At 31.7% G+C, this 12,982-nt stretch carries 15 protein-coding genes; all 15 read left to right on the forward strand.

Translation table 11 applies throughout. The features are described 5' to 3' along the window. Positions 1 to 433: 433 nt before the first annotated feature. The 15 genes from Q0975_RS25555 to Q0975_RS25625 all read left to right on the forward strand — a co-directional run bounded on the left by Q0975_RS25555 (position 434) and on the right by Q0975_RS25625 (position 12,942). Entirely contained in the window at positions 434 to 1,591 is a 1,158-nt protein-coding gene (locus Q0975_RS25555; protein ID WP_299442824.1) for an IS481 family transposase, read from the forward strand. A 58-nt stretch (positions 1,592 to 1,649) separates the two neighbouring features. After that, positions 1,650 to 1,985: a hypothetical protein gene (locus tag Q0975_RS25560; protein ID WP_299442827.1), complete on the forward strand. Its 336-nt coding sequence runs from the start codon at positions 1,650 to 1,652 to the stop codon at positions 1,983 to 1,985. Between the two features lie 25 nt (positions 1,986 to 2,010). After that, the gene (locus tag Q0975_RS25565; protein ID WP_299442830.1) at positions 2,011 to 2,607 is read left to right on the forward strand and encodes a hypothetical protein; all 597 of its coding nucleotides are present in this window, start codon (positions 2,011 to 2,013) and stop codon (positions 2,605 to 2,607) included. A gap of 184 nt (positions 2,608 to 2,791) precedes the next feature. Beyond that, positions 2,792 to 3,085 carry a hypothetical protein gene (locus Q0975_RS25570; RefSeq protein ID WP_299442833.1) on the forward strand — a complete coding sequence of 98 codons (294 nt, stop codon included), beginning with the start codon at positions 2,792 to 2,794 and terminating at the stop codon, positions 3,083 to 3,085. A 10-nt stretch (positions 3,086 to 3,095) separates the two neighbouring features. Continuing rightward, positions 3,096 to 3,632, forward strand: coding sequence for a DUF2199 domain-containing protein (locus Q0975_RS25575; protein WP_299442836.1), 537 nt, complete (start codon positions 3,096 to 3,098; stop codon positions 3,630 to 3,632). 216 nt (positions 3,633 to 3,848) lie between these two features. After that, positions 3,849 to 4,343 carry a hypothetical protein gene (locus Q0975_RS25580; RefSeq protein ID WP_109435463.1) on the forward strand — a complete coding sequence of 165 codons (495 nt, stop codon included), beginning with the start codon at positions 3,849 to 3,851 and terminating at the stop codon, positions 4,341 to 4,343. Between the two features lie 231 nt (positions 4,344 to 4,574). Beyond that, positions 4,575 to 4,982 carry a GNAT family N-acetyltransferase gene (locus Q0975_RS25585; protein WP_299442841.1) on the forward strand — a complete coding sequence of 136 codons (408 nt, stop codon included), beginning with the start codon at positions 4,575 to 4,577 and terminating at the stop codon, positions 4,980 to 4,982. 236 nt (positions 4,983 to 5,218) lie between these two features. Further along, the gene (locus tag Q0975_RS25590) at positions 5,219 to 6,322 is read left to right on the forward strand and encodes a TlpA disulfide reductase family protein (RefSeq protein ID WP_299442844.1); all 1,104 of its coding nucleotides are present in this window, start codon (positions 5,219 to 5,221) and stop codon (positions 6,320 to 6,322) included. Positions 6,323 to 6,404: 82 nt separating this feature from the next. Further along, the gene (locus Q0975_RS25595; RefSeq protein WP_299442846.1) at positions 6,405 to 7,529 is read left to right on the forward strand and encodes a serine hydrolase domain-containing protein; all 1,125 of its coding nucleotides are present in this window, start codon (positions 6,405 to 6,407) and stop codon (positions 7,527 to 7,529) included. Positions 7,530 to 7,578: 49 nt separating this feature from the next. Next, positions 7,579 to 8,643 (forward strand): hypothetical protein, encoded by a 1,065-nt coding sequence (locus Q0975_RS25600; RefSeq protein ID WP_299442848.1) that lies wholly within the window; start codon positions 7,579 to 7,581, stop codon positions 8,641 to 8,643. A gap of 194 nt (positions 8,644 to 8,837) precedes the next feature. Next, positions 8,838 to 10,499, forward strand: coding sequence for a beta-N-acetylhexosaminidase (locus tag Q0975_RS25605; RefSeq protein WP_299442850.1), 1,662 nt, complete (start codon positions 8,838 to 8,840; stop codon positions 10,497 to 10,499). Positions 10,500 to 10,588: 89 nt separating this feature from the next. Further along, entirely contained in the window at positions 10,589 to 10,951 is a 363-nt protein-coding gene (locus tag Q0975_RS25610; RefSeq protein ID WP_299442852.1) for a hypothetical protein, read from the forward strand. A 165-nt stretch (positions 10,952 to 11,116) separates the two neighbouring features. Continuing rightward, positions 11,117 to 11,629, forward strand: a complete 513-nt coding sequence (locus Q0975_RS25615) for a hypothetical protein (RefSeq protein ID WP_299442854.1) — start codon at positions 11,117 to 11,119, stop codon at positions 11,627 to 11,629. 87 nt (positions 11,630 to 11,716) lie between these two features. After that, a complete protein-coding gene (locus Q0975_RS25620; RefSeq protein ID WP_299442856.1) occupies positions 11,717 to 12,337 on the forward strand; it encodes a hypothetical protein in 621 nt (206 codons plus the stop codon). 191 nt (positions 12,338 to 12,528) lie between these two features. Continuing rightward, positions 12,529 to 12,942, forward strand: a complete 414-nt coding sequence (locus tag Q0975_RS25625) for a hypothetical protein (protein WP_299442858.1) — start codon at positions 12,529 to 12,531, stop codon at positions 12,940 to 12,942. Positions 12,943 to 12,982 lie beyond the last annotated feature (40 nt).

The raw sequence follows: 12,982 nt of genomic DNA on the forward strand, positions 1-12,982 counted from the left end.
ATTATCAATTGAATGATACAATAAATGCAAGAAAATTTTTGGCAATGGCATCCGATTATGGAATGTTGGACGCCAAAAAATTACTAAATAAAATTGAGGAAAAGGAATAAATATGATTCTGAATATTTTTAAATGGATTTTAATAATTTTATTCTTTCCCCTTTCTTTAATATTTGTTGCATATTATAGACAGAAAAAAAACAAAAAAGATTATTGGAATAAAGAAACAACTGAATAAAAACACTACTTACAACAATTTGTATAGTTCATTTGCTCCCTTCGGGAAGCAAACGCACCATACAAGAAACGTTGTAGTGCATTTGGTACGTTAAAGGAACATCGTTTACAAAGTTAAAGATACATAGTTTACACTTTTTGAGGAGTAATTTGAGGGAAAAATCAAATTATCATGCCTTGGAAAAACACAACAACTATGGAACAAAAAATTGAATTTATCTGTGAATGGCGTACAGGAAAATATACCCTCACTGAATTGTGTAGGAGTTTTGAAATCTCCAGACCAACCGCGTACAAATTGATTGATCGATTCGAAAATCAAGGCTTTGAAGGTCTAAAAGAACAATCTAGAAAGCCAGGAAAACATCCTAACACAACCGATCAAAAAATCGTCGATAATATTCTCAAATTAAAAGAAAAACACAAGCTTTGGGGAGCCAAAAAAATTAGAATATTATTGTTTAAAGAATTTGCAAAAGAACAAATCCCTTCTGTGGTGACTGTTCACAATATCCTTCGGAAAAATGGCTTAGTATCTCCTCAAAAAAGAATGCGAAGAGTCAAACCAACCTACCCTATTTTTGATCCAAAATCGTGTAACGAAGTATGGAGTGCCGACTATAAAGGAAAGTTTTTAATGGGCAATAAAATCTACTGTCATCCACTGACCATCGCAGACTCTAAAAGTCGATTCCTATTCACAGCCAAAGGACATTATAAAGAAACCCTAAAAGCTGCTAAAATAGAGTTTACAAAGGTTTTCAGAACCTACGGCATCCCTAAACAAGTACATACTGATAACGGAAGTCCTTTTGGTTCTGTACGAGCTATTCAACGATATACACAACTATCCTACTGGTTTATAGAACTCGGAATTACACCTGTATTTTCTGATCCTGCACACCCAGAACAAAATGGAAGACACGAACGAATGCACCGCGATTTAAAAGCTGCTTGTGCTAAACCTTCAGCCTATGATTTAAAAGCACAACAAAGACGTTTAAATCACTTTGTGAAAGAATATAACCACATAAGACCACACGAAGCTTTGGATATGAAAACACCTGCTGATGTACACGATTTTTCCTGTAGACCTTTCCCTGAAAAAATACCTCATTTTGATTATCATAGCAACCACAAAGTACTTAAAGTAACTAAAAGCGGAGCTATTAGATGGAAATCCTATTACTGGGTATATCTAACAGCTGCATTAAAAGGAAAATATGTCGGTGTTCAAGAGCTTGGAAATGGCATTTGGAAAGTCTATTATAGAAATGTATTTTTAGGTTTCTTTGATCAAAGAAACCTAAGACATAAACAACAATCGACAAGATTAGAAACTAATTTAGTGTAAACACCTAATCTTTAACTTGTGTAAACCATGTATCTTAACGAACATTTGAGAAAAACTTATGACCAATAAAGAAACTGAAATAGAAAGAGTATCAAAACGTAAAGTTTTAAATGAAATTGATGATATAAATGAATTTATTTCTGAACTAAGAAAAGCTGGAGCGAATCCAATTGATACTTTTAAAATATTGGCTGATAAGCTGACAATTAACGCAGGTTTAGCTTTCGATATGACTAGAAATTCTCCCGCTTGGAGTCATATATTTAATGTTGACAATCCCTTTACTCAAGATTTTCTTGATTTAGCACGCGAAAATGCAGATGAAGTAGAAATAAAAGATGGTAAAATTGTTGGTATTACTTACAAACTAGATGATGATTCGAAAATCGATTAAATATTTAGTAATTGTTTTAATAAATTTGATAATTCTTACTGGATTATTAGCCTATTGGACTGACTTTGTCGAATTGACTTTCAATAGCTATGTTCGACCAATTGAGTTTTTAAAAATAATCGGACTCACATTACTATCTTTAATCGGAATAAGAATAGCTATTGGATATTTTAGAAAAGAAAACACCTCTGTCAAGAAAAGAATTCGGATTTCAGCTTTGATAACTTTTTTGGTTTCTTCGTTTCTTTACTTTAACTATTCAAAAAAGATTTATGAAAATCGAATCCAGAAAAATGAATTAAGAAAAGAATTGGCAATAAAAATCAAACCGGCAAACGGACTCCCTTTTGGAACAAAAGCTGATAATTTGACTTATAACCAATACAATGAAATAACAAAAATTAACTGGTTTCCTAAATTACCAAAAAATGCTGATAACATCTCCTACTATTATACTTATGACGGTTTTTTACCTGACTATAGTTTTGAATTAAGTTATGACCTCCCAATAGATTCAAGTGTTGATACTATGGAATCAATAGATGGAGATTTTTCAAAGAGTAGACGGTTTGAAATAGTTGGAAGAAAAAAAAGAGTGACATATAACGAAGGAGAAAAGTAAAACGCACTACAACAACATATATGTGATCATAGCAGCAAAGTGATCAATCAGATGGTTCTTGTATATTTGGTAAGGCGCAATGCTTGCAAAAAGTAAAAGTTAGCAACCAATACACAGAAAAGTCAAAAATTGGGTAACATTTTGCTCTGCTACGACACATATATTAAACGTTACCCAACATTAAATGAAACTAATTGAACTCTTAACAAACATTGAGAAAATTGACGAAGAATCCGTTCTTTATGTTAAAAGGATTGACGGTGAATTTTCTAGTGAATCAGAAGTCACAATACTCAATTTAACAGAAGAAGAGTTAGAATGGAAAACTTTTGAAGTAACAGAAAAAAAATGCCCTGGTTTCGAGTATTTTATGGAAGCTTTCCTAATAAAAGAATTTATGGAAGACGTATCATCACAATATCCTACTCTTGAAAAAAAATGTGATAGATTGATACATTATGTGGTATTTGACGCTTAAACAATACTAAATGTTCTGGAAAAGAAAGAAAAATAAAACAACAGAATTTAAATGCTCTGAATGTGGACAAGCTCATTCGGAATGGCCAGCATTAGCTTTTAATTCACCTGCGAATTACCACAATCTTTCTGACGATGAAAAATCCGAACTTGGAAAGTTAGAAACAGACTTTTGCGAAATTCATTATGAAGACCAAATTGACCGATTTATTAGAGTAACGCTTACTCAAAAAGTAAATGATGCTTGTGAAACTCTTGAATATGGGCTTTGGGTTTCTTTAAGCGAAAAAAGCTATTCTGATTATAAAGAAAACTTCAACAATCCGAAATACGAAACTGGATTTTTTGGTTGGTTATGTAGCAATATAATTGAATATGGAGATACTTCTTCAATTCCTTGCGATGTAATGACAAAAAGTGGAAATGACAGACCTGAAATTTTTCCACACGAAGATTTTGACCATCAATTTGTTAGAGATTATTACAACGGAATTTCAAAAGCAGAAGCAGAAAATCGAATAAACGAAATGATAAAAAACATTGGGTAACACCATATATGTGATCATAGCAGCTTAGTGATTAATCGAATGGTTCTTGTATTTTTGGTAAGGCGCAATGCTTGCTCGAGAGAAAAGTTAGCAACCAATGCGCACCTGCCTGCCATCCGACAGGTAGGCAGGGAAAAATCATAAAACAGGGTAACATTTTGCCTTGCTACGATACATATATTTAACGTTGTGTATAATGTTGAAAAAAAAACGTGAATGAAGAAAATCTACAATCAAATTAAATATTTAGGATATTATCAAATCATCGGCGGAATCGTTGGAATCCTATTTATGATATATAATGTTTTTGACCAATTGACCTCAAATAGATTTTTCCTATTCTCGCTCGCAGTTTTCTTTGGACTGTGCGTCTTTTCAATCTATAGCGGAATCTTACTTATTCGGAAAAGATATCTGATAGGTTTAAATTTTTCATTGTTTGTCCAAGCTGTTCAAATTTTGAGCTTTGCACTTTTAGGGTATATTTTTAATTATGCTATTGGAATCTATGTGAGGCTTACGATTGAATTAACTAATGACACCATCGCTGGAATTGACTTCGGATTTGTAAATTGGGATTTATCCAGAAGTGCGAATCCTGATTTGATTGAAGTGAATTTTAACATTGTTGCAATTGTACTTTTAAGTTTGATTTTCAAACTGAAAGAACAAATCGCTAAAGAACGGAATAAAATAAACGCAACGGAATAAAAAACACTATACACAACAACATATACGTGATCATAGCAGCAAAGTGACGAATCGAATGGTTATTGTATTTTTGGTAAGGCGCAATGCTTGCAAAAGTAAAAATTAGCAATCAATGCGCACCTTTCTGCTATCCGACAGGTAGGTAGAGAAAAACCGAAAAGCAAGGTAATATTTTGCTCTGCAACAACACATATATTAAACGTTGTACGCAGCTAAAAAAACTAGAATTAAATGAATATTATAATCTCAGAGACTAAAAATATTAATACCGAACAAATAATTGAACTGTATAAAGCGAATGAATGGAGTTCTGCTGAAAAACCGATTGAATTGAAAAATGCACTATTGAATTCTCATACATTAATAACTGCTTGGGTTAATGAAAAATTAGTTGGACTTGGGAACGCAATTTCCGACGGGTATCTTGTTGTTTATTATCCGCATTTATTAGTCCACCCTGAATATCAGGGGAAAGGAATTGGAAATATGATTGTGGATAAATTTCAAGAAAAATATAAGGATTTCCATATGCAAATGTTGACTGCTGACGGAAAAGCTATTGATTTCTATAAAAAAGTGGGATTTGAGAAAGCTGGAGAAACTATGCCAATGTGGATTTATAATGGAAACGAACATTAAACTTTACAAAAAAGTCTGTGTACAACAAAGATGACTATAAGTAATACGGGTTTTGTTATTTAATCCTAAGTTTAGTGTATTTTTTGAAGTCCGCCAAATCTTTTGATTTGGCTTTAAAAAAGAAAAGTTAAGACAAAATAAAAAACTTAGGCTAAGTGCTTAATCGGAAATTAATTACTTTTTAATCCCGTATTAACCATAGCCGAAGCCGTTACAGGCAAGCAAAACAAATTTTTATGAGAAAAACTGGATTTACCTTTATTACTACATTACTATTAATATCTTGTAATAAAAAAGAAGCAAAAATTGATGGGTATGAAATCAATGGAATTGTTGAAAATATTTCAGACAGTACTATCGTAACCCTTGGGGATTTTTTTAAACCCAATGATTCTACTTTTGTTATTGGAGGAAAATTTCGATTTACTGGAAAAGTGGAAAAACCTAAAAAAATTGTCCTTGGTATAAAAGATACTAGAGATTTTGCCGAGTTATGGATTGAAAACAGCAAAATAAGTTTTAATGCTGAGAAAGATAAATTTATGGATCGAGTAATAAATGGTTCTGAAATTCAAAAACAAGCAGACATTCATTATGAAAGAATTAAACCTTTAAAGAAAAAATTTGAAAGTTTATATCAGGCATCTATGGATCAAAGCTTAAGTCAGATAGAAAGAGATTCAGCAGTTATGAAATATAGCGCTTTAATGCCGCAAATGACAGAAATAAGCGAAAATTTTGTAAAAGAATACCCTGATTTTTTGGAAAGTATTGCATTGTTGAATCGATACAAAAGAGAATGGGGAAAAGAAAAAAGTAACAAGTATTTTTCCAAAATGAATAAGGAAATTAAAGAATCATCAAATGGAAAAGAAATAGCTTATTATTTGAGTTTACCTACAACTCCAAAAATTGGAGATAAGTATGTAGACTTTTCTCTCAAAAATTTTGAGGAAAAAGACATTAAACTTTCTGATATAAAAGCGAAATATACTTTAGTAGAATTTTGGTCTTCTTGGTGCGGCCCTTGTAGAAAATCCAATCCTGAACTTGTTAAAGAGTATGAAAAATACAAGGATCAAGGTTTTGAAATAATCGGTGTTTCCTTAGATCAAAATAAAGAAAGTTGGATAAATGCTATTGAAAAAGACGGCCTTACTTGGACGAATGTAATTGATTTAAAAGGTTTTGAAGGTGATGTTAGTTTAATTTATAATGTAAATGGAATACCCGATAATTTTTTAATGGACCAGAATGGAATTATCATAGATAGAAGACTAAGAGGAGATAAATTAAAAAACAAATTGGAAGAAATATTTGCGAAACAAGACAGCCTGTAACACTATATAACAAAATATAGCTGTTCTTTAGGTCAGCAACGTTTGTTATATTTAACGCTATGTGCAACAAAATTAATACCAAATGAAAGCTTGTTTTCTAACCTCAATGATGGCACTTTTTCTGATTTCCTGTAGTCAAAAAACTAAGGATAATTCGACTGAAAATTCTTCAATGATGAGCCAAGATGAAAATCAAATTATCATTGATGGAAATTTGGCCAAGAATATTGACTCGCTACTTCGAGAAGAAATGAATCTTGGATTTTCAGGAACGGTGAGTGTTATTGTAAATGGCAAGAATATTCTTCAAAATGGATATGGCTGGACAGATTCTCTGAAAACTACTGCTATTACACCACTCACTGGATTTTATTTAGCTTCTACAACTAAAGGACTTACAGGAGTAGCTACTTTAATAGCACAACAAAATGGAGTTATAAAAACAACCGATCCCTTGTCAAAAATAGATTCCGAAACTTCAGAAGAATTTGCAAATATAACCATACGCCAAATGCTTACTCATACATCTGGTTTAAGTGATGAATATGAGACTTTTGGCGCAACTCAGAGAGATGAAAACATCCAACTAATATATAAAACCCCGCTAGGAAAAGAAGGTGATTTTAATTATACCGGGGCTGGATATTGGCTTACAGCGGCACTTATAGAAAAGACTGCTGAAATTCCCTATGAAGAATATGTAAAAGACAATATATTCCGAACTGCGAAGATGACCAACAGTGATTTTTGGTTTGAATTAGATGAAGATAACAAAAAAAAGTATGCTCAGAAACTCAAAAAATTCCCGCCAAATGAAGTGCCTCCTAATTGGGGATTTAGAGCATCGAGCGGAGTTATTACCAATATAATTGATTTACAGCGTTACTTTACCGCACTCATCTCTGGAAAGTTGCTTAATGATGAATCATTAGAAGAGCTTTTCGGAGCACATTTAACTCTTGGAAGCGGAATAGGAATTGGTTACGGTTGGTTTACCACCAAAACCTCAAGAAAGACTACAGAGATTTGGTCCAGAGGTGGAGAAGGCTTTGGACATAATAGTGCCATTAGATGGTTCAGGGAGGAGAATGTAATCATTCTAATTTTGACCAATTGCGGTCAGATTGAGGGTGAAGATTATGAGGCTAATAAAACGGTAAGTGATAAAATCGAAAAACTATTATTTGAAAAAGATAACATTAAATAAACGCCATTAAGCCAAGGGCTTATTCAAAACGTTATCTACAATTAACTGAATGAAATTATTTGGACTAAATAAAGAGGAAAAGAAATTGAGATTTGATTCATTTCCAAAAATTGAAAGAACTCGAATTTTACAAGGAAGATTTGTTCCAGGAGTAATAAATAATGGAGGAAGTTACTTCTTTATTAACCTTCAAGTATTTGAAGACGGACTTATTGATTGTTGGGAAATGGTAGATTTGGAATTATTTAAAGGAAAATTAAACTCTGGTTGGGTTTTACCTAAAATTCCTAATGGAAAAGAACTTTCAATACATCATTTAGGGAGTTGGACAGTAAAAAGTGGAGAGTGGATTTTTGATAAAGAATCATACCTTACACATATAAAAGAAGTCGTTAAAGATTTAAACCCCGAACTAAAGAATCTTTTCAACTGCTTTGGCACTACGACAAAAAAAGTCGGTAAAATGAATGTTTCTTTATTAGGAATGGCTGATGGAAAACCTGTTAAAACAGAAAACCCAGAGAACTATTTCTCGGAAAAACAGAAAGGAGATAGCTTTCACAGTTTCCTGAAAATTGACGACCTAAATTATCATCTAATGAATATAAATGTTTTTGCGGATTCACAAATTCAAATTTCTGGTATTGAAGATCCTAAACTTGTTACGGTTGATGAATTTAATTTACTTGTTAAAGATGGCGAAATATCAACAGAATTAGCCGAAGATTCTATAGTTCACATATATGGTTTTGGAAAGTGTATAATAGGGACTTGTCAATATTCTGCAAATATAGAACAGAAACTGAGTGAAATTAAAGATATTATATCTCAACTAAATGGAGACAAAACTACTTCTGAAATTTGTCGAGAAGTTTATGAAGAATATATCAAGAATCCAACTGTGAAATTAAAAGACAAATTAAAAGTGTCCTATGAAAACATTCCTGAACATCTAAGAACTTACGTCTTAAGTGATATGGACGTGAAAGATATTCCAGTTAGAATGATTATTTATGGTGAAAAAGAAATTGAAAAATGGTCTCATTATCTAATTTCGAAAGAAGAAGGATATGAACTGCCTCATTTGAATGTTCCTAAACCTAAAGATGAATAAAAGATAATACTATATGTGATAATAGCTAATTTGTGATTAATCGAAGGGTCTTTGTATATTTATGAGGACGCAATAGCTTACAAAATGAAAATATAGCAATCAATGCCTAGATAACGTCCATAGTTAGGTAGCATTTTGCACAGCTACGATTTATATATATGGAACGTTGTAACCAATTAAAAATAAACTTATTAATGAGAAATATAATTTTCATAGTAATATCTATGTTGGCGCTTTCCTGTTCAAATAAGTATCAAGAAGTATTGAATTCAGCCGATGATTATCAGATAATTCCAAAACCTAAAGAGCTAACAATAACAAAAGGTCGTTTCTTACTGAGTTCGAATACCTCCATAATAAGCGATACAAGTTTGGATCTAGAAACGGAATACCTATCTAACATGTTAACTAGTATTTCTGGTATTACTCTCACCATAGATTCTTCTGCCAGCAATAGCGGAAATATCAAACTAGAACTTGATAATTCCATTGAGAATATTGAAGGCTATAAGCTGTCAGTAAAATATGATGCTATTATTATTTCTGGAAAAACCAATATTGGTGTTTTTTATGGTATACAATCTTTACGACAATTGTTGCCTGCAGAAATTGAGAATGTTGATAATGAGATAGCAGAATTGACAATTCCTGCAGTAGAGATTCGTGATAGTCCTCGATATGAATATAGGGGCATGCATTTAGATGTAGGACGTCATTTTTTTTCCGTAGCATCTGTTAAGAAATATATAGATTTAATAGCGATGCATAAAATGAATTCATTTCATTGGCATCTAACTGAAGATCAAGGATGGCGAATAGAAATTAAAAAATATCCCAAATTAACAGAAGTTGGAGGTTTTAGAAAAGGAACTGCGATCGGCCTTGCTGGAACCAAAAACGCACCATATACGTATGATGATGTGCGATATGGAGGATTTTATACTCAAGAAGAAATAAAAGATGTAGTTGCCTATGCCGGAGCTAGACATATTACGGTAATTCCCGAAATAGAACTTCCTGGGCATTCCTCAGCTGCTTTGGCGGCTTATCCACAATTCGGAAATACTAAAGGACCCTACGAGGTGGCAAAAAGATGGGGGGTTTTTAATGAAACTTTTGCGCCTACAGAAGAAACATTTGGTTTCTTAGAAGATATATTAAGTGAGGTAATGGAGCTTTTTCCTAGTAAGTTTATTCACATTGGTGGAGATGAAGTCTTAAAAAAAGAATGGGAAGAAAGTGCTTATGCCCAAGAAGTAATAAAAAGAGAAGGGCTTAAAGATGAACATGAATTACAAAGTTATTTTATAAGACGTATAGAAAAATTCTTAAACGCTAATGGTAGAAATATTATTGGTTGGGATGAAATTCTTGAAGGCGGAATAGCACCAAATGCAACTGTAATGTCATGGCGAGGCGTTGAAGGGGGCATTGCTGCCGCTAAACAACACCATACAGTAATAATGACACCAGGAACACATTGTTATTTTGATTATTACCAAGTGGGTGAAGAGGATCAAAAAAAAGAAGCACTTACGGGTAGTAAAAGATATACCACTGTAGAAAAAGTATATTCTTACGAACCTACTCCATTAGAGTTAAGCGCTGAGGAAGGAAAGTATATTCTAGGTGCACAAGGAAACGTTTGGACAGAGTATATGCCAACTTGGGATCTAGTTGAATATAATGTACTGCCAAGAATGACTGCTTTATCGGAAGTAGTATGGTCAACTAAAAAAAATAGAGACTGGGAAGATTTTCATATGCGCTTGGAGCATATCGTAAAACGATACGATGCTCTTGGGTATAATTATGCAAAACATAGTATTGATAAAGAAAAAGATAAAACAAAATAAAAAGTTTTGACTAAGTACTTAATCGTAAGTTTACTACTTTTAATTCCCTTACTGACCATAGCCGAGACGTTGTTATAAATAAAAAACGAATGAAGAACTTAATCCTATTATCATTTCTAATTCTTTCTACTTTAACTTTTTCTCAAACCGAAAAGAGCATTTATAATCAGAATAAGGAAACTGTTTTGGAATACTTTCGCAAGGAAACAAACGGTGGAAAACTTGATTTTGAATTGAAATTAAAAGATGACAAAGCACATTTTTATGGAATAGGAAACGTTTTATATAACCGAAAAGATTACGGGATTTTACTTTGGGCTACGGCGATTAAAAAAACTAAAAAATTATCGAGAAAAGAAGCAATTAAATTATGGGAAGAAATTAAAGAAAAGAAATTAACAAAACCTGAAAAAAAAGCATTCAAAAAGGGTTTTAAAATGGAACTGAATTAGTTTATGAATAATTACTTGTGCCAACACTGTGTGTAATTAATTTTTTTGTTTATGAGTTATTTATGAAAACCCTTAAGGGTTTTATATTCGGTTTTTATTTGTTGAATTAATATTGAAATTACTCAGTTATTCATAACCAAACGTTAACTACAAGCTGAAAATAAAATGACTGAAAAGATTAACGATAATATTATAGGATTTTTCGCAAGTTTTAATTTTGGAGAAACTAACGAAGAGCTAATAAAGTCATATCTGTGGAGTGATATCGGACTGAAAAACAAACTAGCTCATCTGAAATGGAAAAATTACGGAAATGATCTAAAAATAATTCTATTTCAAGTTTACGTTAAGCCAATTCCATATGAAAGAAAGAATTTAAGAGAAATAGAAAATTATAGAAGAAAAGAAAAGTCAATAGGAATTCCAATTATACTTGAGAATGAGAATTTTTTCAAATTGACAGAAACTGAGCGGCAACAATTCTTTTCGGAAACAATAGTTGAAAAACTAGAATTGGTTGAATTAAAAGTAAAGCGGAATAAATTGGATTTTGACACTTCGAGATTAATTACTGATGTAAAAGAGATATTAAATTATAAGAAAGTAGAAAAAAAGCCAGTAGCTAACAATGCCTATAATTCATTGTGGCAAAAAGCTAAAACAAAATTTAATTTATAAATTAAAGTAGATTTTTACTACGGAATAATCCTTTGGGTGATTCCACAACGAAATCATAGCGAGACGCTATCATTTAAAGAAAGATAAGTGATTAAAGAAAATTCAGGGAAAATATTCAGATTTAAACTTGACAATAATTTTGGATTCGGATTTGCAGAAATCTATGATTTTACGGATGTTTCAGAGTTTGACGGAAGATTAGTCTATGTTTTTAACCGAATTGATAAAGGGGAAAAGTCCGAATACAATTTAAACGAGATAATAGAATCTGGAATTTCATTAGGCCCAATAAGAAGTGTTAATTTTCCAGGGACAAGAGGTAAATATGCTTCAAAATATATAGGACAACGAACCAATCTGTTGATTAATAAGATTCCTGAAACCAAGGAATTTCAGGGTATCCTAATAAATGAAAACAATTGGAATAATTTAACAAAATGGTACCGTTCAGATAAATTTGAACAACTTGACTCTAGATTTGTGAGTTATAGTAAATTGAGAAATTTAGAAACAAGAATTTTGAGCTCAATTGCTGGAATTTCAACAAAATTTACTATGAAAAAAATAATAGATGAAAACAAAAAAGTGTCAGATTTTTATGATTTAAATCAAAGAGGGAATTTGAATTTATTTGTTCAATTAATAAACACATATTATCCGATTGAGAAAACGAAAAAGCTATTGTCATCGGAAATAAAAAACGCTTGATAACACCAAGTATGTGATCATAACAGTTAAGTAATAATCCAAAGGCTCTTGTTTATTTACTAAGGCGCAATGTTTTGTGGAAGGAAAAATTAGAACCAATGCGCAAGAAAAATCAAAAAATAAGGTAACATTTTTCCTTATTATGATACATATATTAAAGGTTGTAAACAATTCTAATAAAAAATAAATAAATGCATAAATTAAAATTCTCCATAGCTTTTCTTACAGGAATTTTTATTCTAATTTCTTGTTCCAATGATGATTCGGACAATAGCAATGATATAATAGTTGGAAAATGGAAAGCAATTGAAAAATATGAATCGAATCAAATAATTGATTTGGAAATTTGTAAATCATTTATCTATGTTGAGTACAAAGCTGATAACAGGATAGAAGGAGGTAGAATAATATCTGATAATTTCCCTGAAGAATGCCAAAACATTCTATTTGAATTAGGGTGGAATTGGAAGAAATTGGGAGATAATAAATACCAAATTCGTTATTTAGAAGAACAAGGAGAAATATTTACTTTCTATAAAAATGGTGCGAATCTAGTAGAAGAGAACCCAGATGGAATTACCAAAATAATTTATGAACCGTATTAAAAACTACTGGGACATCAAGTATGATATCATAGTAGTTAAG

This window comes from uncultured Aquimarina sp., from assembly GCF_947500065.1.
In the GTDB taxonomy this organism is placed as follows: Bacteria; Bacteroidota; Bacteroidia; order Flavobacteriales; family Flavobacteriaceae; genus Aquimarina.